The organism is Limosilactobacillus balticus, assembly GCF_014145615.1.
In the GTDB taxonomy this organism is placed as follows: domain Bacteria; phylum Bacillota; class Bacilli; order Lactobacillales; family Lactobacillaceae; genus Limosilactobacillus; species Limosilactobacillus balticus.
Window position 1 is genome coordinate 129,119 of the sequence record NZ_JACIVH010000074.1, and the last position, 26,202, is coordinate 155,320.

The following is a 26,202-nucleotide window of genomic DNA, read 5'->3' on the forward strand; positions in this document are numbered from 1 at the left end:
ATTTAGGTTGCTACGGTTTACTGAAAGAAGGAGGAACATCCTTTGATTGATGTCAATAAATTTGAAAGTATGCAGATCGGTCTGGCATCTCCAGATAAGATCCGTAGTTGGTCATATGGGGAAGTTAAAAAGCCCGAGACTATTAACTACCGGACATTAAAGCCAGAAAAGCAAGGTCTGTTTGACGAACGAATCTTTGGCCCAACCAAGGATTACGAATGTGCGTGTGGAAAGTACAAGCGTATCCGTTACAAGGGTCGTGTTTGTGACCGTTGTGGTGTTGAGGTTACTAGTGCAAAAGTTCGTCGTGAACGGATGGGGCACATTGAATTAGCTGCTCCTGTATCTCACATTTGGTACTTTAAAGGAATCCCAAGTCGAATGGGACTTGTATTAGACATGAGTCCGCGTTCACTTGAAGAAGTTATTTACTTTGCTTCATATGTTGTTCTTGATCCAGGTGATACTCCGCTTGAAAAGAAGCAACTTTTAACTGAAGCCGAATATCGTGATAAAAAAGCAGAATACGGTGACCGTTTCAAGGCTGAAATGGGAGCTGCTGCTATTCAAAAACTTTTAGCAGATGTTGATTTAGAAAAAGAAGCTGCTGAATTAAAAGAAGAATTGAAAGAAGCTACTGGTCAAAAACGGACTCGTGCTATTCGTCGTCTTGATATTCTTGAAGCTTTCATTAAGTCAGGAAACAAGCCTGAATGGATGGTTATGGATGTAATTCCAGTTATGCCACCTGACTTGCGGCCAATGGTTCAACTTGAAGGGGGCCGTTTTGCTACCTCTGATTTGAACGACTTATATCGACGGGTTATTAATCGTAATAACCGGTTAAAGCGACTTCTTAAATTACAAGCACCCGGAATTATTGTTCAAAACGAAAAACGGATGCTTCAAGAAGCTGTTGATGCATTAATCGATAATGGTCGTCGAGGACGTCCAGTAGCTGGACCTGGTAACCGTCCATTGAAGTCACTTTCTCACTTACTTAAGGGTAAGCAAGGGCGTTTCCGTCAAAACTTGCTTGGTAAGCGTGTTGACTACTCTGGTCGTTCCGTTATTGATGTTGGTCCATCATTGAAATTGAACCAAATGGGACTGCCAGTTCCAATGGCACTTGAATTATTCAAGCCATTTATTATGCATGAATTGGTAAAGCGTGGTCTTTCTGCTAACGTTAAAGCTGCTAAGCGTAAAATTGACCGCAGTGATGATGATGTTTTTGATGTATTGGAAGACGTTATTAAGGAACACCCAGTTCTATTGAACCGGGCACCTACTCTTCACCGGTTAGGTATCCAAGCGTTTGAACCAATCTTGGTTTCTGGTAAGTCAATGCGTCTTCACCCATTAGTATGTTCAGCATATAACGCTGACTTTGATGGGGACCAGATGGCTATTCACGTTCCGTTATCTGATGAAGCTCAAGCAGAAGCACGTTTGTTAATGCTTGCTGCTCACCATATTCTTAGTCCTCGTGACGGAGAACCTATTGTTTCACCTTCTCAGGATATGGTTATTGGTAACTACTACATGACTACTGAAGATAAGGGCCGTGAAGGTGAAGGAATGATCTTCAAGGATACTGATGAAGCTGAACTTGCTTACCGTAATGACTATGTTTCATTACAAACCCGTGTTGGAGTTCAAGTATCTGCATTCCCTGAAAAGCCATTTACTGATGAACAACGAGGCAAGATCATGATGACAACTGTTGGGAAGCTTCTTTTCAACCGAATTATGCCAAAAGATTTTGCTTACATTAACGAACCAACAGATGCAAATATTCAAAATGGTGTTGATGATCGTTTCTTCCTTGAACCTGGTCAAGATATCCATGAATACCTTGAAAATGCACCATTAGTTCCACCATTTAAGAAAGGCTTCTTATCTGACTTGATCGCTGAAGTATACAAGCGTTACAAAGTTACGAAGACTTCTCAATTCTTGGACCGTATTAAGGACTTAGGTTACTACGAATCAACTATTTCTGGTTTAACTACTGCCATGTCTGATATTCATGATTTACCAGAAAAACCAGAGATTCTTGATAAGGCTCAAAAACAAGTTGCTTTAATTACTAAGCAATTCCGCCGTGGTTTAATTACAGACGACGAACGTTATGAACGAGTAATCGGTGCATGGAACGATGCTAAGGATGAAGTTCAAAACAAGTTAATTGAACACATGGATATCCACAACCCAATTAACATGATGTCTGACTCTGGTGCGCGGGGTAACATTTCCAACTTTACTCAGTTAGCCGGAATGCGTGGATTGATGGCATCACCAAACGGTAAGATTATGGAATTACCTGTTAAGTCAAACTTCTATGAAGGGCTTTCAGTGTTGGAAATGTTTATTTCATCACACGGTGCTCGTAAAGGTATGACTGATACAGCCTTGAAGACTGCCAACTCAGGTTACTTAACTCGTCGTCTTGTCGATGTTGCTCAAGATGTAGTTGTTCGTGAAAAAGACTGTGGTACTGATCGTGGACTTGAAGTTACTGCTATTACGAACGGTAACGAAATGATTGAACCACTTTATGATCGGATCATGGGTCGTTACACGATGAAGTCTGTCTTTGATCCTAAGACTGGTGAAAAGATTGTTGGTAAAAATGTTCTTATCGACGAAGAAATGGCGCAAAAGATCGTTGATGCAGGAGTAAAGAAAGTAACTATTCGTTCAGCATTTACTTGTAACACTGAACACGGTGTATGTGAACGTTGTTACGGACGGAACGCAGCTACTGGTGACCGTGTAGAAGCTGGTGAAGCTGTCGGAACTGTTGCAGCTCAATCAATTGGTGAACCAGGTACTCAGTTAACACTTCGTAACTTCCACACTGGTGGGGTTGCTGGTAACGATGATATTACTCAAGGTCTTCCTCGTATTCAAGAAATTGTTGAAGCACGTAATCCTAAAGGTCGTGCAACAATTACAGAGGTTACTGGTGAAGTTGTATCTATTGAAGAAAATCCTGCTGAACGGACTAAAGATATTACTATTAAGGGTGAAACTGATACACGGACTTACACACTTCCAATTACGGCACGGATGAAAGTTGCTGAAGGTGACTTTATTCACCGTGGCGCACCGTTAAATGAAGGTTCGATTGATCCTAAGGAATTAATCCAGGTTCGTGATGTCCTTTCTACTGAAACTTACCTCTTATCACAAGTTCAAGGTGTTTACCGGATGCAGGGTATTGATTTGTTAGATAAGCACGTTGAAATTATGATTCGTCAGATGATGCGGAAAGTTCGTGTTATGGATCCAGGTGATACAGACCTTCTACCTGGTCAATTAATGGATATCAGTCAATTCCGTGATGCTAACAAGGATACATTAGTTGCCGGTAATATTCCTGCAACCGCTCGTCCAGTTATTCTTGGTATTACTAAGGCCGCCTTGGAGACAAATAGTTTCTTATCAGCTGCTTCATTCCAAGAAACTACACGTGTATTAACTGATGCTGCTATTCGTGGTAAGAATGATCCATTAGTTGGATTGAAAGAAAATGTTATTATTGGTAAGATTATTCCTGCAGGTACTGGTATGAGTGCTTACCGGAACATTAAGCCAAAAGAAGTTAGTGTAGCTGCTTACTCAATTAAAGATATTGAGGCTAAGTTAAAAGAAGAAGATAAGCAAAACTAATTTATAAAAAAAGGCAATGGTTAACCTGTGAAGGGGCCATTGCCTTTTTAGTTTAAAATGAGGTGATTACTTGGCAAAAAAATATCAGATAGAAATTCCTGACTCAGCATTTAAAAAGACAGATTTCTCTACGAATGAAGAACTTTCGCTTAGTGTTAATCATAAGCAAATTAACATCCGTCCAATAAATGTGAGTGATCAACTACCTAAAATTAATATTTTCTGGTATGTGATTCCTTCAATTATTTTAGCTGCAATATTTTTAATTTTTTTTAGCGCTAGAAACATTAACACAGTCCCGATAACAGGTGATGATTATTCCATTGCTAATGGTGCTTTAATCCTAGGGGTATGTAGTGGGCTTCTATCGTTTTTAATAACTTTTATTATTACTAAAATTCTCGGAAAAGGGCCTAGCAAAGATTTTCATTGGCGCAGTTTGCCAACAATTACGATTGCTTGTGGACTAATCATTGTATTTTCGCTATCCGCAATTTTTTGGCTGTTCGGTCAGATGTTTAAAGATGCGCGGTTTGATATTTATACGGCAACTGCTTTTATATTTGTAATTATTGCAGCAATAAACTATATTATGATTAATTTGGCGTTAACATTATCGTCTGGAGTTATCACTAATTTATTAACAATAATGATCATTGGTGGAATGCTTTTTTCCATGCTGACGAATTCTAAACGAGATTGGTGGCGTTATAATTTTAGTTTTTTAGGAACGGCAAAAAATTCCACCAGTTTGCAATTTAATATAACTTTGATTTTTACTGGATTACTAATGATTGCTTTAGTTGATTATTTGTTTGTAAATATTCAGCGTCGGTATCACGGCTATAAAATTCAAGTATTGCGGTGGCTGTTAATTATGTTAGCGATATGCATTGCTTCTATTGGTCTTTTTCCGAATAATCCAGAATTTCACGTTTTACATGATAGAATTTCAATGTGGCTTGTTTACATTATGTTAATTCTAATTGTAGTTATTAGGTGGGTTTTACCCGAAGTCACTAAACAATTTTTGGTAATTTCTTATACAATTGGGGCCGTAATGAGTATCGAATATATTGTTTTTAAGTTAACTGACTATCTTTCTTTAACAGCATTTGAGTTGTTTGAATTTGGCTTAGCTTTCTCTTGGTTACTTTTATTACTACAAAACATTGAAAATCTCGCTCAATTTGGGCAAAACCTATTTGTAGTAAAACTGAAGCCGGTAAAAGAGGATACTAATTAAATATTGCAAAAGACTGGAGCTTGCTCTGGTCTTTTATTTTTAACAACCTTGAATAAAAAGACACAGGATAGTAGTGAAGGCTAGGGCTGGGATGAATGGTAGTTTGTTTTTCCTTGTAAATAAAAAGAGAAATAGCATGATTAAAGAACTCCATTGGATAATTAAAAGAGTTTGATACCATCCCCATATCAGACAGATTACAAATAAAAATTCAATGTCACCAATCCCTAGCGTCTTAGTAAAAGTAGCGAACAATAGTAAACTGACTGCTAGAATACAGGCAAAAATCAAATTATAAAAATAATTTTGCGGAATAGACAGCAACGCAATAGGAACAATCCCAATAATGAATAAGAATAGATTACATGACTAAACAAATCAGTAGAAATCAAAAAAATTAAGTTAGTGAGAAATAGAATAATGATTAAGTCATGAATAGGTTCATAGATGATGAAAGTAGTGAAAGCAACTCCAGATAAAAATTCAATTACTGGCAGATATAAACTAATTTTTTGTTTACAATAAAAACATTGACCGCGAAGGATAATAAAACTAAAAATAGGGATAAGATGCCACCAGCGCAAAATAGAATGACAATTGTCACAATATGAACGTTGAGGAATGGTTAAAGAGTGACTATTGCCAAGACGATAGCTACAAGAAGTAATGAATGAAGCTGCAGAAGCACCAAATAAAAATGATAAAAATAACATGAAAAAACCTCCCAATAAATACGTAATTTTTAATGAAATTCACTTTTAAATTAACGATTTAAAAGAAATCGATGAGGATACATTGACATTCATTTGTAAGCATGATAGTCTATTTAAGGTGCTTTTTTAGCAACGGAGTGTCTGTCGTTGGGCAGATGCGTCAACGAAGGCACAACAATTGTATAGATACATTTAGGGCTTTTTTTATTCATAAAAAAGAACCGCCTGGATGTGTGGACTTAAATTAAGGAAGGGGAAAAAATAATGCCAACCATTAACCAATTGGTACGTAAAGGCCGTAAGAGCCACAAGGGCAAGTCAAAGTCACCAGCTCTTGGTTATGTTTACAACACTTTCAAGAAAGAAGAAATTAAGACTCCATCACCACAAAAGCGTGGAGTTGCTACTCGTGTGGGTACTATGACTCCTAAGAAGCCTAACTCAGCTTTACGGAAGTACGCCCGTGTACGTCTTTCAAACTTAATCGAAGTTACTGCTTACATTCCTGGTATTGGACACAACCTCCAAGAACACTCAGTTGTTTTAATTCGTGGTGGTCGTGTTAAGGATTTACCTGGGGTTCGTTACCACATCATCCGTGGTACTCTAGATACTGCTGGTGTTGAAGGCCGTATGCAATCACGTTCTAAGTACGGTGCTAAGAAGCCTAAGGATAAGAAGTAATTTAAGGAGGAGTTAAGTAATGCCACGTAAAGGACATGTACAAAAACGTGAAATTTTACCAGATCCAATGTACAACTCAAAGTTGGTTACTAGCTTAATTGATCACTTAATGATTGATGGTAAGCGCGGAACTGCTACTAAGATTTTATACGCTGCTTTTGATGAAATTAAGAACGAAACTGGTAATGATCCAGTTGAAGTATTCCAACAAGCAATGGAAAATGTTATGCCTGTCTTGGAAGTTAAGGCTCGTCGTGTTGGTGGTTCTAACTACCAAGTTCCGATTGAAGTTCGCCCAGACCGTCGTACTACATTAGGCCTTCGTTGGATTGTTCAATACGCACGTTTACGCGGTGAACACACAATGGTTGAACGTCTTGCACGTGAAATCATCGATGCTTCAAACAATACTGGAGCTTCAGTTAAAAAGCGTGAAGATACGCACCGTATGGCAGAAGCCAACCGTGCATTCGCACACTACCGCTGGTAATAATCACTGTCATTTGATTCTGGTTATTTAACTAGTTTCAGTGAAGGGGTGACGTTCAAACATCGATTACGTCACCCCTTTTTGAAAATAATGGTAAAATAAGTATAACCATATTTCGGAAGGAGATACTCTTTTAAGATGGCTAATAAACGTGAATACCCACTTGCTAAAACTCGTAACATCGGTATCATGGCACACATCGATGCTGGTAAGACGACTGCAACTGAGCGGATTCTTTACTATACTGGTAAGATCCACAAGATTGGTGAAACCCATGATGGTGCTTCACAAATGGACTGGATGGATGAAGAAAAGGAACGTGGTATCACTATTACTTCTGCAGCTACAACTGCTGTTTGGAATGACCACCGTATCAACATTATTGATACCCCAGGACACGTGGACTTCACTGTCGAAGTTGAACGTTCACTTCGGGTTCTTGATGGTGCCGTAACCGTTCTTGATGCGCAAGCTGGTGTTGAACCACAAACTGAAACCGTTTGGCGTCAAGCTGACGATTTTGATGTTCCTCGGATTGTTTTTGCTAACAAGATGGACAAGGTTGGGGCTAACTTTGATTATTCTGTTCAAACTATTAAAGACCGTTTGAATGTTACTCCTCTTCCTATTCAAATGCCAATTGGTGCTGAAGATGATTTTATCGGTTTAGTTGACCTAGTTAAGATGGTTGCCTATGTTTATGATGAAGATAAGCTTGGTACTAACTGGGATACTGTTGAAATTCCTGATGATATGAAGGAAGAAGCTCAAAAGCGTCATGATGAAATGGTTGAAACATTAGCTGATATTGACGATAACTTAATGGAAAAGTACCTTGAAGGTGAAGAAATTTCTGTTGACGAAATCAAAGCAGCTATTCGTAAGGGTACTTTGGAAGAAAAGATCTTCCCTGTATTAGCTGGTTCAGCTTACAAAGATAAGGGTATCCAAATGATGCTTGATGCTGTTATCGATTACTTACCATCACCACTTGATGTTAAGCCTTTCGTTGCACATGATGCTGAAGGAAATGAAGTCGAATTAACTGCTGGAGACAATAAGCCTTTTGCTGCTTTAGCATTTAAGATTGCTACTGACCCATTTGTTGGTCGTTTAACATTCTTACGTGTTTACACTGGTTCACTTCAATCAGGTTCATACGTACTTAATGCAACTAAGGATAAGCGTGAACGTGTTGGTCGTTTACTTCAAATGCACTCTAACCAACAACAAGAAATTCCAGAAGTGTTCTCTGGTGATATTGCTGCTGCTATCGGTTTGAAGAATACTACTACTGGTGATTCTTTAACTGATCCTGACAACCCACTTCAACTTGAATCAATGGACTTCCCAGAACCAGTTATTCAAGTTTCTGTTGAACCTAAGTCTAAGGCTGATCAAGACAAGATGGACAAGGGACTTCAAAAGCTTGCTGAAGAAGATCCAACTTTCAAAGCTGAAACAAACCCTGAAACTGGTGAAACATTAATCGCTGGTATGGGTGAATTGCACTTAGACATCATTGTTGAACGTCTTCGTCGGGAATTCCATGCTGAAGTTACTGTTGGTAAGCCACAAGTTTCCTACCGTGAAGCATTTACTAAGCAAGCAAGTGCTCAAGGTAAATTCGTTCGTCAATCTGGTGGTAAAGGTCAATACGGTGATGTATGGATCGAATTTACACCACTTAAAGAAGGGGAAGGATTCGAATTTGAAGACGCCATTGTTGGTGGTGTTGTTCCTCGTGAATTTATCCCTGCTGTTGAACAAGGATTAAAGGAAGCTATGCAAAATGGTGTTCTTGCAGGTTACCCACTTGTTGATATGCATGCTAAGCTTTATGATGGTAGTTACCACGAAGTTGACTCTAGTGAAGCTGCCTTTAAGGTTGCAGCATCATTAGCACTTAAGAATGCTGCTAAGAAAGCTGATCCTGTTATCCTTGAACCAATTATGAAGGTTGACATTGTTGTACCACAAGACAACATGGGAGATGTTATGGGTCAAGTAACAGCTCGTCGTGGTACTATTGATGGGATGGAAGAACGGGGTAATGCTCAATTAATCCACTCATTTGTTCCACTTTCTGAAATGTTTGGATATGCTACTGCATTACGTTCAGCAACTCAAGGTCGTGGTACCTTCACTATGACTTTTGATCACTACTCAGCTGTTCCTAAGTCTGTTCAAGAAGATATTATTAAGAAAAACGGTGGCAATAACTAATTATTGACATTGTGATCTCAAATCCATCGAAGAGCTACAGTTTGATTACTGTAGTTCTTTTTTTATTTAGTAATAAAAATTCAAAACACATTTTCCTAAGTTTCGTTAAAAGACGTGAATAACTTTTTTAGTGTGTCAGGAAAATTAATGATATTTTAGTATCGCCAATTTTTAAAATAATTTAGGAAGAAAATTTTACAAAAACATTTCAATTGAAAATATTCTAAAATTTCCCTTGATCTAATTACGTTTCTTTAGTATTATGGATAGGTGCTTGAGCTTTGGAGGTAGATTTGCCTTACCCCCTATTGAGTGAAAGCTGCGAAGCGTTGATGCGGAAGGTTGCGACACACCCGGCCGCTTTGCCACAGGATGTGGCGGTAATTTCCGCGGAGCTAGTCAAATTTCAAATCTGACGAAGGAGGGAACATAATGGCAAAACAAAAGATTCGTATTCGGTTAAAGGCTTATGAACACCGTATTTTAGATCAATCTGCTGATAAGATTGTTGAAACCGCTAAGCGGACAGGTGCTCAAATTTCAGGTCCTATTCCGTTGCCAACTGAACGGACTATCTACACTGTTATCCGTTCACCACACAAATTTAAGAAGTCACGGGAGCAATTCGAAATGCGCACACACAAGCGTTTAATCGATATTGTTGACCCAACACCTAAGACCGTTGATTCATTAATGAAGCTCGATCTTCCTAGTGGTGTTGACATTGAAATTAAGCTTTAATTGTTAGAATAATACATAAAACATAAAATTGGAGGTGTACTCATGACCAAAGGAATCTTAGGTAAAAAGGTTGGAATGACTCAAGTATTCACTGATAATGGTGAATTAGTTCCAGTTACTGTTATCGATGTTACACCAAACGTTGTAATGCAAATTAAGACCGTTGAAAATGATGGTTACAGTGCTGTACAACTTGGTTTTGATGACAAGCGGGAAGTTTTGAGCAACAAACCTGAACAAGGTCATGCAGCAAAAGCAAACACGACCCCTAAGCGCTTCATCGGTGAAATCCGCGACGCTGAATTAGGGGACATTAAAGTCGGAGACGAAGTTAAGGCTGACGTTTTCGCAGAAGGTGAAACTGTCGACGTTACGGGTACTACCAAGGGTCATGGTTACCAAGGTAACATCCATAAGGATAACCAATCTCGTGGACCTATGGCACACGGTTCTCGTTACCACCGTCGTCCTGGTTCATTGGGTGCTATTATCAACCGGGTTTTCAAGGGTATGAAACTTCCTGGCCGTATGGGTGGCAAGACTGTTACCATGCAACACTTACAAGTTGTTAAAGTTGATCTTGACAACAACGTATTACTCATTAAGGGTAATGTTCCTGGTGCAAACAAGTCTTACGTAACTATTAAGAACTCAGTTAAGGCTAACACTAAGAAGAGCCTTAGCAAACAACACAATAAATAAGAAGAAAGGAGGAAGTAAATAATGACTAGCGTTAATTTGTATAAACAAGATGGTAGCCAAAACGGTACTGTTGAATTAAACGATGCAGTATTTGGTGTTGAACCAAATGAAAATGTTGTATTTGATGCAATTTTGCGTCAACGTGCCTCATTACGTCAAGGTACACATGCTGTAAAGAATCGTTCTGCAGTTAGCGGTGGTGGTAAAAAGCCATGGCGTCAAAAGGGTACTGGTCGTGCTCGTCAAGGTTCTATCCGTTCTCCACAATTCCGTGGTGGTGGTATTGTTTTTGGACCTACTCCACGCTCATATAAGTACAGCCTTCCTCGTAAGGTTCGTCAACTTGCAATCAAGTCTGCTCTTTCTCAAAAGGTTCTTGATAACAGCTTTGTAGTAGTTGATGCATTAAACTTTGATGCACCAAAGACAAAAGAATTTGCTGATGTTATGGGTAACTTAAACGTTGCTGAAAAGACATTAGTTGTTGTTACTGACGATGACAAGAATGCTGCTTTATCAGCACGCAACTTAGCTAATGCGACAGTTGTTACCCCAGCAGGTGTTAACATCTTAAACGTTGTTGATAACCAAAAGATTGTTATCACTAAGTCAGCTCTTTCTCAAGTAGAGGAGGTGCTCGCATAATGGAAGCACGCGACATTATTTTACGTCCAGTAGTTACTGAAGCTTCAATGGCTGGTATGGACAACAAGCGTTACACTTTTGATGTTGATTTACGAGCAACTAAGACACAAGTTAAAAATGCTGTTGAAGAAATTTTTGACGTTAAAGTTGTAAAAGTCAACATTATGAATGTAAAGGGCAAGTTAAAGCGCCAAGGTCGTTACGAAGGATACACTAAGCGTCGTCGTAAGGCTATTGTTACTTTATCTGCCGACTCAAATGAAATTAAGTTGTTTAACGACAACAACGAAAACTAATCATTAAAAAAAGGAGGAAAAAACAGTGGGAATTCGTAAATATAAAGCAACCACTAACGGGCGCCGTAACATGAACGGTTACGACTTCGCTGAAATCACGAAGACAACACCTGAAAAGTCATTATTGGCTCCGTTAAAGCACACTGCTGGTCGTAACAGCTATGGTCACATTACTGTTCGTCACCGTGGTGGTGGTACAAAGCGTCAATACCGTATTATTGACTTTAAGCGAATTAAAGATGATGTTCCAGCAACTGTTAAGGCAATTGAATACGATCCAAATCGTACTGCAAATATTGCTTTACTTGTTTACGCTGATGGTACTAAATCATACATCATCGCACCTAAGGGCTTAAAGGTTGGCATGACCGTTCAATCTGGTCCTGATGCTGATATCAAAGTTGGTAATGCTCTTCCTTTAAAGAACATTCCAGTTGGTACTGTTATTCACAACATTGAATTAAAACCAGGTAAGGGTGGTCAACTTGCTCGTTCTGCTGGTGCCTCAGCTCAATTACTTGGTAAGGAAGAAAAATACGTATTAGTACGTCTTTCTTCTGGTGAAGTTCGTATGGTCCTTGCTACTTGCCGTGCTACTATCGGTACTGTTGGTAATGATGAACACGCCTTGATTATTAAAGGTAAGGCTGGCCGTACTCGTTATGCTGGTCAGCGTCCACACGTTCGTGGTTCTGTTATGAACCCTAACGATCACCCACATGGTGGTGGTGAAGGTAAGCAACCAGTTGGTTTACCATCTCCTCTTTCTCCATGGGGTAAGAAGACTGTTGGTAAGAAGACCCGTTCACACAAAGCTCGTTCAAACAAGTTCATTGTTCGTGGTCGGAAGCGCGGTCCACATACTCGTTAATATTTATATACGTTCTAATACCCGAGAGGAGGTACACTAAATGGGTCGTAGTTTGAAAAAAGGACCTTTCGCTGATGCTTCATTACTGAAGAAGGTTAAGGAGCAAGAAGGTTCTGAAAAGAAGACTGTCATCAAGACATGGTCACGTCGTTCTACCATTTTCCCAAGTTTTATTGGTTACACATTTGCAGTATATGATGGTCGGAAGCACGTGCCAGTTTACGTACAAGAAGATATGGTTGGTCATAAGTTAGGTGAATTTGTTCCTACTCGGACTTTCCATGGTCATGCTTCTGATGACAAGAAGACAGGTAAGTAAGGAGGGTGAAATAACATATGGCTGAAAACATTACGTCAGCTAAGGCTACTGCCAAGATGGTACGGGTTTCTGCTCGTAAGGTTCGTCTTGTATTAGATGCTATTCGTGGCAAGAGTGTTGCCGAAGCATTTGCTATTTTGAAGTTCACCCCTCGTGGTGCCGCTTCAGATGTTGAAAAAGTATTAAAATCTGCTGTTGCAAACGCTGAAAACAATTTCGACTTAGATCGTGCTTCATTGGTTGTAAGTGAAGCCTTTGCTAACGAAGGACCAACTCTTAAGCGGTTCCGTCCTCGTGCAAAGGGTTCTGCTTCTCCAATTAACAAGCGGACTAGTCATATTACAGTGGTTGTTACAGAACGATAGGAGGAATGAATAGTGGGTCAAAAGATCAATCCTAATGGTTTTCGTGTTGGGGTCATTCGTGATTGGACTGCAAAGTGGTACGCTGACAAGGACTTTGCTGATTACCTTAACGAAGACCTTCGAATCCGTAAGTATATTGAAAAGCGACTTGCTGATGCCTCTGTATCAACCGTTGAAATTGAACGTGCAGCTAACCGCGTAAACGTATCAATTCATACTGCCAAGCCAGGAATGGTTATTGGTAAAGGTGGTTCAGAAGTTGAAGCACTTCGTAAAGAACTTAACAAATTAACTGGTAAACGTGTTCACATTAACATTGTGGAAATTAAGAAGCCAGATTTAGATGCTCACCTTGTTGGTGAGAGTATTGCACGGCAATTAGAAGCTCGTATTGCCTTCCGTCGTGCTATGCGTGGAGCTATGCAACGTGCTATGCGTGCTGGTGCTAAGGGTATTAAGACTCAAGTTGCTGGTCGTTTGAACGGTGCAGATATGTCACGGATCGAATCATACTCTGATGGTACTGTTCCATTGCATACACTCCGTGCTGATATCGATTATTCTTGGGACGAAGCCAACACTACATACGGTGTTCTTGGTGTAAAGACTTGGATTTACCGTGGTGAAGTACTTCCTACTAAGAAGAACTCAAACAATGATGAACAAGGAGGGAAGTAACACATGTTAGTACCAAAACGTGTAAAGCACCGTAAGGTTCAACGTGGTCATATGCGCGGTGAAGCTAAGGGTGGAAAAACTGTTACTTTTGGTGAATTTGGTTTACAAGCTCTTGATTCACATTGGATTAGCAACCGTCAAATTGAAGCTGCTCGTATCGCTATGACGCGTTACATGAAGCGTGGTGGGAAAGTTTGGATTAAAATCTTCCCACAACTCTCATACACTAGTAAAGGTGTTGGGGTCCGGATGGGTAACGGTAAAGGTGCTCCTGAAGGATGGGTTGCTCCAGTAAAACGTGGCAAGGTAATGTTTGAAGTAGGGGGCGTTTCTGAAGAAGTCGCTCGTGAAGCTTTACGTCTTGCCGGTCACAAGTTGCCAGTTCGCACTAAGATCGTACAACGTGAGGAAGTAGGTGGACAATCTAATGAAAAGTAAAGATTATGTACAAGAACTGAATGGATTAACCACTGATAAGCTACTTGACCGTGAAAAGGAACTGAAGGAACAATTGTTTAACTTACGTTTCCAATTAGCAACCGGCCAGTTGGAAAATACTGCAAGTCTTAAGCAAGTACGCAAAGATATTGCACGGGTTAAGACAGTTCTTCGTCAACAAGAATTAAACAAATAAGAATACGAAAAGGAGGATTAGCGCATGAGTGAAGAACGTAATGCACGTAAGGTTTACCAAGGCCACGTTGTTTCTGATAAAATGGATAAGACTATCACTGTTGTAATTGATACTTACAAGAGTGCACCTATCTACGGTAAGCGTGTTAAGTACTCAAAGAAGTACTATGCTCACGATGAAAACAACGAAGCTAAGACCGGCGACACTGTACAAATTATGGAAACTCGGCCATTATCAGCTAAGAAGCGTTTCCGTCTTGTAAAGATTGTCGAAAAAGCTGCTACCCTTTAATTTAGCAGATAACTCTAAAAATTATTCGTATTCTAATTCTTATTTGTAAATGGAAGGAGGACATTAACCGTGATTCAACAAGAAAGTCGGTTGAAGGTCGCTGATAACTCCGGTGCTCGTGAAATCTTAGTTATTAAGATTTTAGGTGGTTCCCGAGTTAAAACAGGTAATATTGGTGACATCATTGTTGCTACTGTAAAGCAGGCAACACCAGGTGGCGTTGTCAAAAAGGGTGACGTTGTTAAGGCCGTTGTTGTACGGACTAAGCATGGTATTCACCGTAAGGATGGTTCATACATTAAGTTTGATGAAAATGCCGCTGTTTTAATTAACAACGACAAGAGCCCTAAGGGTACCCGTATTTTTGGCCCAATCGCTCGTGAGCTTCGTGGAGACGACTTCATGAAGATCGTTTCATTAGCTCCAGAAGTTCTCTAAAGATTTTACCGAAAATAAGGAGGTGCACAATCAACATGTTCATTAAAACAGGTGACAAGGTTCGCGTAATCGCTGGTAAGGATAAGGGCAAAGAAGGTACTATTAAAAAGGTACTTGCTTCTCAAAACCGCGTTATCGTTGAAGGTGTAAATATCGTTAAGAAACACCAAAAACCAAGCAACTCAAATCCTAATGGTGGCGTTATTGATACAGAAGCTGCAATTAATGCTTCAAACGTAATGCTGATTGATCCTTCAACAAATGAACCAACTCGTGTAGGTTACAAGTTCGTTGATGGTAAGAAGGTTCGTGTTGCGAAGAAGTCAGGTAAGACACTTGACTAATTTTTAAGGAAGGGAGGAATAACTTCTAATGGAAAACCGTTTGAAAGCTAAATACGAAAATGAAATTCGTCCAGCATTAATTGAAAAGTTTAACTACTCTTCAGTTATGCAAGCACCAAAGATTGACAAGATCGTTTTAAACATGGGTGTTGGTGATGCAACTACTAACTCTAAGAATCTTGACGAAGCTGTTGAAGAACTCGGTTTGATTTCTGGTCAAAAGCCTTTAATTACTAAGGCAAAGAAATCAATTGCTGGTTTCCGTCTTCGTGAAGGTATGTCAATTGGTGCAAAGGTAACCTTACGTGGTGAACGTATGTATGATTTCTTAGATAAATTAGTTAATGTGGCATTGCCACGGGTTCGTGATTTCCATGGTGTAAGTAACAAGGCATTTGATGGTCGTGGTAACTACACTCTTGGTATCCATGAACAATTAATTTTCCCAGAAATTGATTATGATAAAGTTAACCGAGTTCGTGGTTTAGATGTTGTTATTGTAACAACTGCACAAACTGATGAAGAATCCCGCGAATTACTTGCTCAACTCGGTATGCCGTTTGCTAAATAAAGGAGGTTCCACAAATTGGCTAAAAAATCAATGATTGCTAAGTGCAACCGTCCAGCTAAGTTCTCAAGTCGTGAATACACGCGTTGTGCACGTTGTGGACGTCCGCACTCTGTTTACCGTAAATTCCACCTATGCCGGATTTGCTTACGAGAACTTGCCCACAAAGGACAAATTCCTGGTTTGAAGAAGGCTAGCTGGTAAACAAAAAAACCGACAAAAGGAGGAAAACATCGATGTCTATGAGTGATCCAATTGCAGATTTCTTAACTCGTATTCGTAATGCTAACATGGCTCAACACGAATCAGTGGAAGCACCTGCATCAAAGATGAAGAAGGACATCGCTGAAATCTTAAAAAACGAAGGTTTCATTCGCGATGTTGAATACGTTGATGATAACAAGCAAGGCATCATCCGTGTGTTCTTAAAGTACGGTAATGACGGTCAACGTGTTATTTCTGGCTTAAAGCGTATTTCTAAGCCTGGTTTACGTACATACGTTAAGTCAGATGCTGTGCCTAAGGTTCTTAATGGATTAGGTATTGCTATCATTTCAACATCTGAAGGTGTTGTTACTGATAAAGTTGCTCGTGCCAAGAAAATTGGTGGCGAAGTTATCGCTTACGTTTGGTAAAAAACGAATATTAGATAGGAGGTGCGAAGATGAGTCGTATTGGTTACAAAGAAATTGATTTGCCAAGTGGTGTTGAAATTTCTCAAGATGGTAATGTAGTTACTGTTAAAGGTCCTAAGGGTACTTTATCTCGTGAAATTTCACCATTAATCAAAATGACTATTGATGGTAACGTTGTAAAGTTTGATCGTGATGCTGATACTAATAAGTTAAAGATGTTACACGGAACTACTCGTGCTAATGTTAACAACATGGTTGAAGGTGTTGTTAATGGTTACAAGAAGGTTCTAAAGCTTGTTGGTGTTGGTTACCGTGCTCAACTCAAAGGTAACAAGTTGATTTTAACTGTTGGTTACTCAAACCCAGTTGAAATGGATAAGCCAGAAGATGTTGAAATTAATGTACCTGACAATACTACTATCGAATTAAGCTCAATTAACAAGGAACACCTTGGGAATTTTGCTGCTGAAGTTCGTGCTGTACGTTCACCTGAACCATACAAAGGTAAGGGTATTCGTTACGAAAACGAACATATTATCCGTAAGGAAGGTAAGACTGGTAAGTAATCTAAAAAGATTATTTAACATTCTTTTATTTAATAGAATTAATATAATAAGAGGTGACTGTTGTGATTTCTAAACCAGACAAGAACAAGATCCGTCAACGTCGTCATTTACGCGTTCGCGGTAAGATTTCTGGTACTGCGGAGCGCCCACGCTTAAGTGTTTACCGTTCAAACAAAAACATTTACGCTCAATTAATTGATGACGTAAAGGGTGTGACGCTCGCAAGTGCCTCCACAAATGATAGTGAAGTAAGTGGAAAGACTAAGACTGAACAAGCTAGTGGTGTAGGAGCATTAATTGCTAAACGCGCTAACGAAAAGAACATTACTGAAGTTGTGTTTGATCGTGGTGGATACCTTTACCATGGACGTGTTCAAGCCTTGGCTGAAGCTGCTCGTGAAAACGGACTTAAATTCTAAAAAAAGGAGGAATAACCTGCAATGGCATCATCAGAATTCATTGATCCAGCAAAGTTGGATTTAGACGATCAAGTTGTAGCCATCAACCGGATTACTAAGGTTGTGAAGGGTGGACGCCGTATGCGTTTTGCTGCTTTAGTAATTGTTGGTGACCGTAAAGGTCATGTTGGTTTTGGTACTGGTAAGGCTCAAGAAGTTCCAGAAGCTATTCGTAAAGCTCAAGCTGCTGCTGAAAAGAACTTGATTACTGTTCCTATCGTTGGAACTACTATTCCACACGAAGTTATTGGTGTATACGGCGGTGGAAAGATCATGTTAAAGCCAGCTGTTGAAGGTTCTGGAGTTGCTGCCGGTGGTGCGGTTCGTAATGTTATGGACCTTGCCGGTGTTGCGGACGTTACTTCTAAACGTCTTGGCTCTAACACACCTGTTAATGTTGTTCGTGCAACGTTTGAAGGTTTGAAGCAATTAAAGAACGCTGAAGAAGTTGCAAAGTTACGTGGTGTTTCAGTAGACCACTTAGCAGAATAAGGAGGGCACTAAATTATGGCTCAAGTAAAAGTTACCTTAATTCACAGTGTTGCCCACCGACAACCTACTCAACGTCGTACTGTTAAGGCATTGGGATTAGGTAAGATCAATAGCTCAGTTATCTTACCAGATAATGCGGCAACACGCGGTCAAATTTTTAAGATCGCTCACTTGGTTTCTGTTGAAGAAGTTAAGTAATTAAAATTAAATAATAAGGAGGTGCCTACTAATGAAGTTAAACGAATTGAAGCCAGCTGCTGGTTCTCGTTCTAAGCGTCTTCGTAAGGGTCGTGGACTTTCATCAGGACACGGTTTTACATCTGGACGTGGTACTAAGGGGCAAAAGGCTCATGGAAAGACCCGTTTAGGATTTGAAGGGGGTCAAATGCCACTTTACCGGCAAATTCCAAAGCGTGGATTTACCAACATTAACCGGAAAGAATACGCAATTGTTAACTTGGCATCATTAAACAAGTTTGATGATGGTACAGAAGTTACTCCACAATTATTGATGGAAAGTGGCTTAGTTAAGAACTTGAAGAGCGGCATCAAGATTCTTGGTAGCGGTAAGCTTGAAAAGAAATTAACTGTTAAGGCTAATAAGTTTTCTGCTTCTGCAGTTTCTGCAATTGAAGCTGCCGGTGGTAAAACTGAGGTGATGTAGTTTGTTCACAGCCGTCAAAAATGCATTCAAGGTAAAAGATATCCGTAAAAAGATTTTCTTTACATTGTTTGTATTGATTGTCTATCGGATTGGGGCAGCGATTACCGTTCCTGGAGTTAACGCTGCTGCTTTGCAGGAAATCTCCTCAACCGGTTTAGCATCAATCCTCAATACCTTTAGTGGTGGTGGATTGGAGAATTACTCTTTATTTGCAATGGGAGTTTCTCCATATATTACTGCGCAAATTGTTGTTCAACTATTACAAATGGATATTGTTCCGCGTTTTGTTGAATGGAGTAAACAAGGAGAAGTAGGACGGCGAAAACTTAATCAAGCAACCCGATGGTTAACGATTGTACTTGGATTTATTCAATCAATCGGTATTACCGCCGGGTTTAATGCATTGAGTACTATTCGTTTGGTTAATCACCCTGGTGTTCAAACGTATTTAACAATCGGTTTAATTTTAACTGCAGGTACAATGTTTGCTACTTGGATGGGAGACATGATTACTGAACGTGGATTGGGTAATGGTGTTTCCATGTTAATTTTTGCTGGTATTGTTGCGCAAATGCCAGGTGGAATTCGTCAGTTATGGGATGACCAAATCGCTGGTGAATCTGGTTCTGCTTTGTGGATGGGAATTGGATTTGTTACTCTTGTTATCGTTGCAATTTTAATTATTGTAGCGTTTGTTACATGGGTACAACAGGCGGAAAGACGTCTACCAATTCAATACACAAGACGAACCACTACTTCACCATCCAGTAGTTATCTTCCTTTGAAGATTAACGTATCAGGTGTTATTCCTGTTATTTTTGCTGGTTCTTTTATCTCAACCCCGCAAACTATTCTTATGGCTTTCCAGCAAAACCATGGTGGGGATAGTTGGTATCAAATCATGACGACCATTTTTAACATGCAATCTGGTCCTGGGATCGCACTGTATGTATTTTTGATTGTTGTATTTACCTTTTTCTATGCCTTTGTTCAGGTTAACCCAGAAAAACTTGCTGAGAATTTGCAAAAGCAAGGAAGTTATATTTCTGGGGTACGTCCTGGAAAGGGTACACAAGACTATATTTCTTCATTGTTAATGCGATTGAGTACAGTAGGTTCATTATTCTTAGGATTGATCTCCTTAATTCCGTTAATTGCAAGTAACGTATGGAACCTAAGTCAGTCAATTGGTTTAGGTGGTACAAGCTTACTGATTATCGTACAAATTGCTTTAGATGTTGTTCGGCAGTTGAACGGACTAACAATGAAGCGCGAATATATTGGATTTATTCGAGAACCTAAAGGAGGAAATGACTAATGAGTATGAATCTTGTATTAATGGGTCTTCCAGGTGCCGGTAAAGGTACTCAAGCTCAAAAGATCGTTGAAGATTTTCCAATTCCTCATATCTCAACTGGGGATATTTTTCGGGCAGCCATGAAGAATGAGACTCCCATGGGAATTGAAGCTAAGAAATATATTGATAAAGGTGAACTTGTTCCGGACGAAGTTACTAATGGTATCGTTAAGGAACGGTTAGCTCAAGATGATACTAAAGATGGCTTTATGCTGGATGGATTTCCTCGTAATCTTAACCAAGCAGCAGCTTTGGATAAGATGTTAGCAGAGAGTAATCGGCATCTTGATGCTGTGATCAATATTCACGTTGAACCGGATGTATTGGTAGAACGTTTAAGTGGACGTTTTATTTGTCGTAACTGTGGAGCAACTTATCATAAGCTTTATAATGCTCCTAAAGTTGAAGGCACATGTGACGTTTGTGGTCATCATGAATTTTATCAGCGTGATGATGATAAGCCTGAAACGGTTAAGAATCGTCTAGATGTTAATATTAAGTTGAACACACCACTGGTAGACTATTACCAAAAGAAAGGTGTTTTGCACGAAATTAATGGTGAACAAGATATCGATAAAGTTTACGAAGATATCAAGAAAGTATTAACAAACCTAAACTAGATAATAGTTATCTCTTGCGAAGTTTGTAAACATATGCTAAACTATGCAAGGTTTATCTATCTGAGTAGTGGGAAGTTTTATACTTTCCACCATTTTTACGTAATATCTAGAATAGGTAAGGAGGTACTATTTCGTGGCAAAAGCCGATGTAATTGAAGTAGAAGGTAAAGTAACTGAAACTTTGCCTAATGCAATGTTTAAAGTTGAATTGGAAAACGGAGCAGAAATTTTAGCACATGTTTCTGGTAAAATTCGGATGCACTATATTAAAATTTTACCGGGAGATCGTGTTAAAGTAGAAATGTCTCCATATGACCTTACAAAGGGTCGGATTACTTTCCGGTTCAAGTAGTTATTGATCAATTACTCTCAATAGGAGGATTTTAGAATGAAAGTAAGACCATCTGTTAAAAAGATGTGTGAGCACTGCAAGATCGTTAAGCGTAATGGTCGTGTTATGGTTATTTGCTCTGCTAACCCAAAGCATAAGCAACGTCAAGGTAAGTAATTTATTTTATAGAGAAATGGAGGTGTAGCTCATGGCTCGTATTGCAGGTGTCGATTTACCTCGTGACAAGCGAATCGTAATCGGCTTAACATATATTTTTGGTATTGGTAATTCTACTGCTAAGAAGATTCTTGAAAATGCTGGTGTATCAGAAGATATCCGTGTTCGTGATTTGACTCCAGATCAAGAAGAAAAGATTCGTGCACAAGTAGATCAAATTCAAGTTGAAGGTGATTTACGGCGTGAAGTTTCAATGAATATCAAGCGTCTTCAAGAAATTGGATCATACCGTGGTATGCGTCACCGTCGTGGCCTACCTGTTCGTGGTCAACACACTAAGAACAATGCTCGTACTCGTAAGGGTAAGGCTGTAGCTATCGCTAATAAGAAGAAGTAGTTTAACTTTATAAAAAAGGAGGTTAGTACTAGATATGGCAACCAAAAAAGGTACGCGTAAGCGTCGTGCAAAAAAGAATGTTGAAACTGGTGTTGCGCACATTCACTCAACATTTAATAATACTTTGATCATGATTACTGACGTTCAAGGTAACGCTGTAGCATGGTCCTCAGCTGGTGTTTTAGGCTTTAAGGGAAGTCGGAAGTCCACTCCATTTGCTGCTCAAATGGCTTCAGAAGCTGCTGCTAAGCAAGCTATGGAACATGGTATGAAGACTGTTGAAGTTGAAGTTAAGGGTCCAGGTTCAGGCCGTGAAGCTGCTATCCGTGCACTTCAAGCAACTGGATTGGAAGTTACTGCTATTCGTGATGTAACACCTGTTCCTCACAATGGTTCTCGTCCTCCAAAGCGTCGTCGTGTTTAATTGACATTGCTGGAGACAATTATTTCCATCAATTGCCTTTTTGTCTCAAATACGAACCACGTTTTGAAAGGGGTACAAGGATAGAATGATCGAATTTGAAAAGCCAAATATTCACAAAGTTGAAGAAACAGATAACTACGGTAAGTTTGTCGTAGAACCACTTGAGCGCGGTTATGGAACCACTCTCGGTAACTCGTTAAGGCGTGTATTAATTGCATCTTTGCCAGGTGCAGCGATTACGAGTATGCAAATTGATGGTGTTTTACATGAATTTAGCACTGTTGAAGGTGTAACTGAGGATGTTACGCAGATTATCCTAAATCTTAAGAAAGTTTCTTTGAAACTTAATTCTGAGGATCAAAAGAATCTTGAATTAGATGTTAAAGGACCTGCTGAAGTAACTGCAAGTGATATCCAGGGTGATAATGAAGTTACAATCTTAAATCCTGATCTGCATATTGCAACTGTTGCTGATGGCGCAGAATTACACATCAAGTTAACTGCTGATAAGGGTCGCGGTTACCTTTCTGCTAACGATAATAAGGCCCGGATGGATGATTTAGCAATTGGTGTTTTACCGATTGATTCCATCTATACCCCAATTGAACGTGTAAATTACACTGTTGAAAATGCACGGGTTGGTCAGCGTAACGATTATGATAAGTTGACGCTGGATGTTTGGACTGATGGTTCATTAACACCAACTGAAGCAGTTAGTCTAGGTGCGAAGATTTTAACTGAACACTTAGCTATGTTTGTTGATTTAACAGAAACGGCTCAAAATGCTCAAGTGATGGTTGAAAAAGAAGAAACACACAAAGAGAAGATGCTTGAAATGACGATTGAAGAGCTTGATCTCTCTGTACGTTCTTATAATTGTTTGAAGCGAGCTGGTATCAATACTGTTAAGGAATTAACTGATAGAACAGTGTCTGACATGATGAAGGTTCGGAACTTAGGACAAAAGTCGTTAGAAGAAATTAAACTTAAATTAAATGATCTTGGTGTTTCATTTCGCCAAGACGACTAATTAGTATACCAATTGCAAAGGAGGGAACCACTTTATGAGTTACCGTAAATTAGGACGTACAAGTTCACAACGTAAGGCTTTATTACGTGATTTAACTACAGATTTAATCGTTAATGGTCGTATTACCACTACTGAAGCACGTGCTAAGGAAGTTCGTAAGACTGCTGATAAGATGATTACACTTGCTAAGCATGGTGATTTAGCTTCTCGTCGTAAGGCTGCCGCTTTTGTACGTAATGTTGTTGCTGATGTTAAGGAAGATGGCGATGATATTCGTGTACAATCTGCTCTTCAAAACCTTTTTGAAGAACTTGCTCCAAAGTATGCAGATCGTAACGGTGGTTACACACGCATCTTGAAGACTATGCCTCGTCGTGGTGACGGTGCACCAATGGTTATTCTTGAATTAGTGGACTAATTGATTTGTTCACATAAACTAAATACGTAATAAAGAATCACTATCATTGATAGTATAGAGCGTTACGATGGTGGGGAAACCCTAGTCTAGCTTGAATGCGGGAAACCCTCGCGCACTTCAATGGTAAGTGATTTTTTATTTTAAATTTAATTTTGATAGATAATTCTGTGGACTTTGCTAAAATATACTTATTAACTAATATTGAAAAGAGGAAATACTGTGACTGGAATAAAAATTCGAGATCTTGCATTTGCATATCCAGACAGTAAATACCCCGTTTTAAAAAATATCAATCTTGATTTTGAACCTTTTTCTTGGACAGCAATTATTGGTCATAATGGAAGTGGAAAGAGTACGTTAGCACGATTAATTGATGGATTACTTAGTCCTACTGCTGGATCTATTGAAGTTGACGGGATTCAAGTTAACGAAAATTCTTTAGGTAAGATTCACCAGCAAATAGGGTTCGTCTTTCAAAATCCTGAAAATCAATTTGTAGGTGCAACCGTTGCTGATGATGTTGCGTTTGGACTTGAAAATCGCCAAGTAGCCCAAAATAAAATGGAAAAAAAGATTGATAAAGCTTTAAAGATGGTGGGAATGACTGATTATAAGAATACTGCCCCTATTAATCTTTCGGGAGGACAAAAGCAACGGGTAGCACTTGCGGGAATCCTTGCATTAATGCCTAAGATAATAATCCTTGATGAGGCTACAAGTATGCTTGATCCTTTAGCACGACAAGAAATTTTATCTTTATTGCGAAGATTAAAAAACAAATATAATCTTTCAATTATTTCAATTACGCATGATCTTAAAGAAATCGAGTTAGCGGATAAAATAATTGTGTTAAATGATTCGCATGTTGTGAAACAGGGTATTCCATCCGAAATTCTTAAAGATAAAGAACTATTACTTGAAATTGGAGTAGGAGTTCCTGCAAGTCAGCAGTTGCAGAAATTATTGGTTGAACGAGGAATTGATATTCCAAATAGATATTTAAATTTAGAGGAGCTAAAAAATTGGCTAAAGCAGCAATTACAGTAAAAAAACTCCACTATACATATCCTAATTCTACTAATGAAGCCTTACATAATGTTTCATTAACAATTAAAGAGCAAGAATTTGTTGCTATTATTGGACAAACCGGAAGTGGAAAATCGACATTAGTTTCATTAATTGATGGATTAATAAAGCCTAGTAGTGGAGAACTTAATGTAGTAGGTTTAGAAATTAATGCAACGACAAAATCTGAATATTTAAGTAAAATCCACCATCAAGTCGGCTTTGTATTCCAATTTCCTGAACAGCAATTATTTGCAGAAACGGTTGCTGAGGATATCGCTTTCGGGCCTCATAATTTAGGATGGTCCACAAAAAGAATTGAAGAAGCAGTAGATGAAGCCTTAAAGATGGTTGATTTACCTTTAGAATTAAAGTCGCACTCACCTTTTGCGCTTTCGGGAGGACAAATGAGGCGAGTAGCGATTGCAGGTGTTTTAGCAATGGATCCTCAAATTTTAATTCTTGATGAACCAACAGCGGGCTTGGACACTCAAGCAACTAATGATCTACTTAAACTTATTAAAGATCTTAACGAGAAGGGAACAACGATTATAATGGTTACTCACCAAATGGAGCAGGTGGCCTATTATGCTAACCACGTAATCGCAATGAGTAATGGGCAGATTGTTGCTGATACGACTCCTCAACAATTGTTTAGTAATGTTCAACGATTAAATGAACTTTCTTTGACTCTTCCTGTTTCCGTCGAAGTTGCGCAATTCCTTAGTAAAAATGGAGTAACCTTAAAAAATACAGAACCGCTTACACTTGATGTGTTGGCAGACGAAATAGCAGAAGCGATGAGGAGAAAAGAAAATGAATAGTAAAATCGTATTTGGTAGTTATGTACCAGTAAAATCGCTCCTCCATCGTCTTGATCCACGAATAAAACTAATCATGTGTATTATTTATGTTATTTTGATTTTCTTCGTGAATAATTTTTTAGCCGCTATATGGCTTTTATTAGCGCTCTTTGCGGCAATTAAGTTGAGTAATGTTGGCTTAAGACAATATTGGCAAGGAATTAAGCCGTTATTTTTAATTATTTTGATAACAGTAACGTTTCAAATTTTATTTAGTAGTGGGGGGAAGATGTATTGGCATTGGGGGATTATGGCAATAACCCGTGACGGTCTCATTAATTCATTAATTATTTTTTATCGTTTTATTGTGATTATTATCGCCTCAACTGTCTTAACTGCCACTACCCAAACTTTTCAAATTGCGGACGCCTTAGCATGGTTAATGAAGCCATTACAAGTAATTAAGGTTCCAGTCAATCAGATTACGTTAATGCTTTCAATTGCATTGCGCTTTGTTCCAACTATTATGGATGAAACTAATAAAATTATAAAAGCTCAGCGGGCCCGCGGGATTAATTTTAACGCTGGCAATCTTTGGACACGGATTAAACATTTAGTTCCGATTCTTATCCCATTGTTTGTCAACTCGTTTAAGCGAGCAGAAGAATTAGCAACGGCGATGGAAGCACGAGGGTATGATCCTAATGCGCCACGGACTCATTATCGTCAATTAGTTTGGCATAAAAATGATGCCTGGGCTGGTTTGGGACTATTGATTGTAACAGTTGGTTTAGTTTGTATTCGAATAATTTTCTAAATTAATTAAGGAAGTAAAC

General features: G+C 39.0%; 38 protein-coding genes. 37 read left to right on the forward strand and 1 reads right to left on the reverse strand.

Translation table 11 applies throughout. The features are described 5' to 3' along the window. Positions 1-42: 42 nt before the first annotated feature. Both rpoC and H5S10_RS08710 read left to right on the forward strand, forming a co-directional pair. The gene (gene rpoC / locus H5S10_RS08705; RefSeq protein ID WP_182586467.1) at positions 43-3,678 is read left to right on the forward strand and encodes a DNA-directed RNA polymerase subunit beta'; all 3,636 of its coding nucleotides are present in this window, start codon (positions 43-45) and stop codon (positions 3,676-3,678) included. Between the two features lie 70 nt (positions 3,679-3,748). Continuing rightward, on the forward strand, positions 3,749-4,924 hold the full coding sequence (locus H5S10_RS08710) for a DUF998 domain-containing protein (RefSeq protein ID WP_182589317.1): 1,176 nt from the start codon (positions 3,749-3,751) through the stop codon (positions 4,922-4,924). A 287-nt stretch (positions 4,925-5,211) separates the two neighbouring features. On the opposite strand, the gene H5S10_RS10330 is transcribed toward H5S10_RS08710, so the two are convergent. Next, entirely contained in the window at positions 5,212-5,637 is a 426-nt protein-coding gene (locus H5S10_RS10330; protein ID WP_231796030.1) for a prepilin peptidase, read from the reverse strand. Between the two features lie 264 nt (positions 5,638-5,901). On the opposite strand from H5S10_RS10330, the gene rpsL reads away from it, so the two are divergent. The 35 genes from rpsL (at position 5,902) to H5S10_RS08890 (ending at position 26,183) form a co-directional block, all read left to right on the forward strand. Continuing rightward, positions 5,902-6,321, forward strand: coding sequence for a 30S ribosomal protein S12 (rpsL, locus tag H5S10_RS08720; protein ID WP_003664576.1), 420 nt, complete (start codon positions 5,902-5,904; stop codon positions 6,319-6,321). A 19-nt stretch (positions 6,322-6,340) separates the two neighbouring features. Continuing rightward, positions 6,341-6,811, forward strand: a complete 471-nt coding sequence (gene rpsG / locus H5S10_RS08725) for a 30S ribosomal protein S7 (protein WP_003668788.1) — start codon at positions 6,341-6,343, stop codon at positions 6,809-6,811. 138 nt (positions 6,812-6,949) lie between these two features. Then, the gene (gene fusA / locus H5S10_RS08730) at positions 6,950-9,037 is read left to right on the forward strand and encodes an elongation factor G (RefSeq protein WP_003674892.1); all 2,088 of its coding nucleotides are present in this window, start codon (positions 6,950-6,952) and stop codon (positions 9,035-9,037) included. A 432-nt stretch (positions 9,038-9,469) separates the two neighbouring features. Continuing rightward, positions 9,470-9,778, forward strand: coding sequence for a 30S ribosomal protein S10 (gene rpsJ / locus H5S10_RS08735; RefSeq protein WP_003664569.1), 309 nt, complete (start codon positions 9,470-9,472; stop codon positions 9,776-9,778). 42 nt (positions 9,779-9,820) lie between these two features. Next, a complete protein-coding gene (rplC, locus tag H5S10_RS08740; protein WP_003664567.1) occupies positions 9,821-10,480 on the forward strand; it encodes a 50S ribosomal protein L3 in 660 nt (219 codons plus the stop codon). A gap of 21 nt (positions 10,481-10,501) precedes the next feature. Next, positions 10,502-11,125: a 50S ribosomal protein L4 gene (gene rplD, locus H5S10_RS08745; RefSeq protein ID WP_003664566.1), complete on the forward strand. Its 624-nt coding sequence runs from the start codon at positions 10,502-10,504 to the stop codon at positions 11,123-11,125. Then, the gene (gene rplW / locus H5S10_RS08750; RefSeq protein ID WP_134989429.1) at positions 11,125-11,421 is read left to right on the forward strand and encodes a 50S ribosomal protein L23; all 297 of its coding nucleotides are present in this window, start codon (positions 11,125-11,127) and stop codon (positions 11,419-11,421) included. The genes rplD and rplW overlap by 1 nt, the downstream gene beginning before the upstream one ends. Positions 11,422-11,446: 25 nt before the next feature. Further along, entirely contained in the window at positions 11,447-12,292 is an 846-nt protein-coding gene (rplB, locus tag H5S10_RS08755) for a 50S ribosomal protein L2 (protein ID WP_003664563.1), read from the forward strand. Positions 12,293-12,332: 40 nt separating this feature from the next. Continuing rightward, positions 12,333-12,611 (forward strand): 30S ribosomal protein S19, encoded by a 279-nt coding sequence (rpsS, locus tag H5S10_RS08760; RefSeq protein WP_003664560.1) that lies wholly within the window; start codon positions 12,333-12,335, stop codon positions 12,609-12,611. Between the two features lie 17 nt (positions 12,612-12,628). After that, positions 12,629-12,976, forward strand: a complete 348-nt coding sequence (rplV, locus tag H5S10_RS08765; RefSeq protein WP_003664558.1) for a 50S ribosomal protein L22 — start codon at positions 12,629-12,631, stop codon at positions 12,974-12,976. Positions 12,977-12,988: 12 nt separating this feature from the next. Then, entirely contained in the window at positions 12,989-13,654 is a 666-nt protein-coding gene (rpsC, locus tag H5S10_RS08770; RefSeq protein WP_003664556.1) for a 30S ribosomal protein S3, read from the forward strand. A 3-nt stretch (positions 13,655-13,657) separates the two neighbouring features. Then, the gene (gene rplP, locus H5S10_RS08775; protein WP_003664555.1) at positions 13,658-14,092 is read left to right on the forward strand and encodes a 50S ribosomal protein L16; all 435 of its coding nucleotides are present in this window, start codon (positions 13,658-13,660) and stop codon (positions 14,090-14,092) included. Then, positions 14,082-14,288, forward strand: a complete 207-nt coding sequence (rpmC, locus tag H5S10_RS08780) for a 50S ribosomal protein L29 (protein WP_003664552.1) — start codon at positions 14,082-14,084, stop codon at positions 14,286-14,288. Before rplP ends, rpmC begins: the two co-directional genes overlap by 11 nt. Positions 14,289-14,312: 24 nt before the next feature. Next, a complete protein-coding gene (gene rpsQ, locus H5S10_RS08785) occupies positions 14,313-14,579 on the forward strand; it encodes a 30S ribosomal protein S17 (protein ID WP_003664551.1) in 267 nt (88 codons plus the stop codon). A 69-nt stretch (positions 14,580-14,648) separates the two neighbouring features. Continuing rightward, positions 14,649-15,017 (forward strand): 50S ribosomal protein L14, encoded by a 369-nt coding sequence (rplN, locus tag H5S10_RS08790; protein ID WP_003664550.1) that lies wholly within the window; start codon positions 14,649-14,651, stop codon positions 15,015-15,017. Between the two features lie 35 nt (positions 15,018-15,052). Then, positions 15,053-15,361, forward strand: a complete 309-nt coding sequence (rplX, locus tag H5S10_RS08795; protein WP_003664549.1) for a 50S ribosomal protein L24 — start codon at positions 15,053-15,055, stop codon at positions 15,359-15,361. Between the two features lie 28 nt (positions 15,362-15,389). Further along, positions 15,390-15,932 (forward strand): 50S ribosomal protein L5, encoded by a 543-nt coding sequence (gene rplE, locus H5S10_RS08800; protein ID WP_003668784.1) that lies wholly within the window; start codon positions 15,390-15,392, stop codon positions 15,930-15,932. Between the two features lie 15 nt (positions 15,933-15,947). Beyond that, positions 15,948-16,133 (forward strand): type Z 30S ribosomal protein S14, encoded by a 186-nt coding sequence (locus H5S10_RS08805; RefSeq protein WP_003664547.1) that lies wholly within the window; start codon positions 15,948-15,950, stop codon positions 16,131-16,133. Positions 16,134-16,165: 32 nt separating this feature from the next. Continuing rightward, complete coding sequence (gene rpsH / locus H5S10_RS08810; protein WP_003664546.1) at positions 16,166-16,564, forward strand: 30S ribosomal protein S8; 399 nt, start codon at positions 16,166-16,168, stop codon at positions 16,562-16,564. Positions 16,565-16,593: 29 nt separating this feature from the next. After that, positions 16,594-17,130, forward strand: coding sequence for a 50S ribosomal protein L6 (gene rplF / locus H5S10_RS08815; RefSeq protein WP_078009227.1), 537 nt, complete (start codon positions 16,594-16,596; stop codon positions 17,128-17,130). Positions 17,131-17,192: 62 nt separating this feature from the next. Continuing rightward, positions 17,193-17,549, forward strand: coding sequence for a 50S ribosomal protein L18 (gene rplR, locus H5S10_RS08820; RefSeq protein WP_003664543.1), 357 nt, complete (start codon positions 17,193-17,195; stop codon positions 17,547-17,549). Positions 17,550-17,570: 21 nt separating this feature from the next. After that, on the forward strand, positions 17,571-18,080 hold the full coding sequence (rpsE, locus tag H5S10_RS08825) for a 30S ribosomal protein S5 (protein WP_003664542.1): 510 nt from the start codon (positions 17,571-17,573) through the stop codon (positions 18,078-18,080). A gap of 15 nt (positions 18,081-18,095) precedes the next feature. Continuing rightward, positions 18,096-18,278, forward strand: a complete 183-nt coding sequence (rpmD, locus tag H5S10_RS08830; RefSeq protein ID WP_003664541.1) for a 50S ribosomal protein L30 — start codon at positions 18,096-18,098, stop codon at positions 18,276-18,278. Between the two features lie 31 nt (positions 18,279-18,309). Next, on the forward strand, positions 18,310-18,744 hold the full coding sequence (rplO, locus tag H5S10_RS08835) for a 50S ribosomal protein L15 (protein ID WP_003664540.1): 435 nt from the start codon (positions 18,310-18,312) through the stop codon (positions 18,742-18,744). Position 18,745: 1 nt separating this feature from the next. Next, entirely contained in the window at positions 18,746-20,062 is a 1,317-nt protein-coding gene (secY, locus tag H5S10_RS08840; protein ID WP_003664539.1) for a preprotein translocase subunit SecY, read from the forward strand. A 5-nt stretch (positions 20,063-20,067) separates the two neighbouring features. Then, positions 20,068-20,721, forward strand: a complete 654-nt coding sequence (locus H5S10_RS08845) for an adenylate kinase (RefSeq protein WP_310735828.1) — start codon at positions 20,068-20,070, stop codon at positions 20,719-20,721. 133 nt (positions 20,722-20,854) lie between these two features. Beyond that, positions 20,855-21,073 carry a translation initiation factor IF-1 gene (gene infA, locus H5S10_RS08850; RefSeq protein ID WP_003664537.1) on the forward strand — a complete coding sequence of 73 codons (219 nt, stop codon included), beginning with the start codon at positions 20,855-20,857 and terminating at the stop codon, positions 21,071-21,073. A 36-nt stretch (positions 21,074-21,109) separates the two neighbouring features. Then, positions 21,110-21,229 carry a 50S ribosomal protein L36 gene (rpmJ, locus tag H5S10_RS08855; RefSeq protein ID WP_003664535.1) on the forward strand — a complete coding sequence of 40 codons (120 nt, stop codon included), beginning with the start codon at positions 21,110-21,112 and terminating at the stop codon, positions 21,227-21,229. A 31-nt stretch (positions 21,230-21,260) separates the two neighbouring features. After that, on the forward strand, positions 21,261-21,626 hold the full coding sequence (gene rpsM, locus H5S10_RS08860) for a 30S ribosomal protein S13 (RefSeq protein WP_003664533.1): 366 nt from the start codon (positions 21,261-21,263) through the stop codon (positions 21,624-21,626). Positions 21,627-21,660: 34 nt separating this feature from the next. Next, on the forward strand, positions 21,661-22,050 hold the full coding sequence (rpsK, locus tag H5S10_RS08865; RefSeq protein WP_003664532.1) for a 30S ribosomal protein S11: 390 nt from the start codon (positions 21,661-21,663) through the stop codon (positions 22,048-22,050). 85 nt (positions 22,051-22,135) lie between these two features. Further along, entirely contained in the window at positions 22,136-23,080 is a 945-nt protein-coding gene (locus tag H5S10_RS08870) for a DNA-directed RNA polymerase subunit alpha (RefSeq protein WP_182586464.1), read from the forward strand. Between the two features lie 34 nt (positions 23,081-23,114). Next, a complete protein-coding gene (rplQ, locus tag H5S10_RS08875; protein WP_003664528.1) occupies positions 23,115-23,498 on the forward strand; it encodes a 50S ribosomal protein L17 in 384 nt (127 codons plus the stop codon). 219 nt (positions 23,499-23,717) lie between these two features. After that, positions 23,718-24,545, forward strand: coding sequence for an energy-coupling factor transporter ATPase (locus tag H5S10_RS08880; RefSeq protein ID WP_182589318.1), 828 nt, complete (start codon positions 23,718-23,720; stop codon positions 24,543-24,545). Next, a complete protein-coding gene (locus tag H5S10_RS08885) occupies positions 24,521-25,387 on the forward strand; it encodes an energy-coupling factor transporter ATPase (RefSeq protein ID WP_182589319.1) in 867 nt (288 codons plus the stop codon). Before H5S10_RS08880 ends, H5S10_RS08885 begins: the two co-directional genes overlap by 25 nt. Next, positions 25,380-26,183: an energy-coupling factor transporter transmembrane component T family protein gene (locus H5S10_RS08890; protein ID WP_182589320.1), complete on the forward strand. Its 804-nt coding sequence runs from the start codon at positions 25,380-25,382 to the stop codon at positions 26,181-26,183. The genes H5S10_RS08885 and H5S10_RS08890 overlap by 8 nt, the downstream gene beginning before the upstream one ends. Positions 26,184-26,202: the final 19 nt, after the last annotated feature.

What these genes read in the sequence shown, in the direction of transcription:
- rpmC (WP_003664552.1), top strand. Translation starts at nt 14,082, where the DNA reads ATGAAAAGTAAAGATTATGTACAAGAACTGAATGGATTAACCACTGAT.
- H5S10_RS08870 (WP_182586464.1), top strand. Translation starts at nt 22,136, where the DNA reads ATGATCGAATTTGAAAAGCCAAATATTCACAAAGTTGAAGAAACAGAT.
- rplF (WP_078009227.1), top strand. Translation starts at nt 16,594, where the DNA reads ATGAGTCGTATTGGTTACAAAGAAATTGATTTGCCAAGTGGTGTTGAA.
- rpsJ (WP_003664569.1), top strand. Translation starts at nt 9,470, where the DNA reads ATGGCAAAACAAAAGATTCGTATTCGGTTAAAGGCTTATGAACACCGT.
- rplE (WP_003668784.1), top strand. Translation starts at nt 15,390, where the DNA reads ATGGAAAACCGTTTGAAAGCTAAATACGAAAATGAAATTCGTCCAGCA.
- rplD (WP_003664566.1), top strand. Translation starts at nt 10,502, where the DNA reads ATGACTAGCGTTAATTTGTATAAACAAGATGGTAGCCAAAACGGTACT.
- rpsS (WP_003664560.1), top strand. Translation starts at nt 12,333, where the DNA reads ATGGGTCGTAGTTTGAAAAAAGGACCTTTCGCTGATGCTTCATTACTG.
- rpsQ (WP_003664551.1), top strand. Translation starts at nt 14,313, where the DNA reads ATGAGTGAAGAACGTAATGCACGTAAGGTTTACCAAGGCCACGTTGTT.
- rplX (WP_003664549.1), top strand. Translation starts at nt 15,053, where the DNA reads ATGTTCATTAAAACAGGTGACAAGGTTCGCGTAATCGCTGGTAAGGAT.
- rplQ (WP_003664528.1), top strand. Translation starts at nt 23,115, where the DNA reads ATGAGTTACCGTAAATTAGGACGTACAAGTTCACAACGTAAGGCTTTA.
- rplP (WP_003664555.1), top strand. Translation starts at nt 13,658, where the DNA reads ATGTTAGTACCAAAACGTGTAAAGCACCGTAAGGTTCAACGTGGTCAT.
- rpsG (WP_003668788.1), top strand. Translation starts at nt 6,341, where the DNA reads ATGCCACGTAAAGGACATGTACAAAAACGTGAAATTTTACCAGATCCA.
- rpsH (WP_003664546.1), top strand. Translation starts at nt 16,166, where the DNA reads ATGTCTATGAGTGATCCAATTGCAGATTTCTTAACTCGTATTCGTAAT.
- H5S10_RS08845 (WP_310735828.1), top strand. Translation starts at nt 20,068, where the DNA reads ATGAATCTTGTATTAATGGGTCTTCCAGGTGCCGGTAAAGGTACTCAA.
- rpsE (WP_003664542.1), top strand. Translation starts at nt 17,571, where the DNA reads ATGGCATCATCAGAATTCATTGATCCAGCAAAGTTGGATTTAGACGAT.
- rpsM (WP_003664533.1), top strand. Translation starts at nt 21,261, where the DNA reads ATGGCTCGTATTGCAGGTGTCGATTTACCTCGTGACAAGCGAATCGTA.
- rpmD (WP_003664541.1), top strand. Translation starts at nt 18,096, where the DNA reads ATGGCTCAAGTAAAAGTTACCTTAATTCACAGTGTTGCCCACCGACAA.
- rplV (WP_003664558.1), top strand. Translation starts at nt 12,629, where the DNA reads ATGGCTGAAAACATTACGTCAGCTAAGGCTACTGCCAAGATGGTACGG.
- rplW (WP_134989429.1), top strand. Translation starts at nt 11,125, where the DNA reads ATGGAAGCACGCGACATTATTTTACGTCCAGTAGTTACTGAAGCTTCA.
- rpsL (WP_003664576.1), top strand. Translation starts at nt 5,902, where the DNA reads ATGCCAACCATTAACCAATTGGTACGTAAAGGCCGTAAGAGCCACAAG.
- rplC (WP_003664567.1), top strand. Translation starts at nt 9,821, where the DNA reads ATGACCAAAGGAATCTTAGGTAAAAAGGTTGGAATGACTCAAGTATTC.
- rpmJ (WP_003664535.1), top strand. Translation starts at nt 21,110, where the DNA reads ATGAAAGTAAGACCATCTGTTAAAAAGATGTGTGAGCACTGCAAGATC.
- fusA (WP_003674892.1), top strand. Translation starts at nt 6,950, where the DNA reads ATGGCTAATAAACGTGAATACCCACTTGCTAAAACTCGTAACATCGGT.
- H5S10_RS08890 (WP_182589320.1), top strand. Translation starts at nt 25,380, where the DNA reads ATGAATAGTAAAATCGTATTTGGTAGTTATGTACCAGTAAAATCGCTC.
- H5S10_RS10330 (WP_231796030.1), bottom strand. Translation starts at nt 5,637, where the DNA reads ATGTTATTTTTATCATTTTTATTTGGTGCTTCTGCAGCTTCATTCATT.
- rpsK (WP_003664532.1), top strand. Translation starts at nt 21,661, where the DNA reads ATGGCAACCAAAAAAGGTACGCGTAAGCGTCGTGCAAAAAAGAATGTT.
- rplO (WP_003664540.1), top strand. Translation starts at nt 18,310, where the DNA reads ATGAAGTTAAACGAATTGAAGCCAGCTGCTGGTTCTCGTTCTAAGCGT.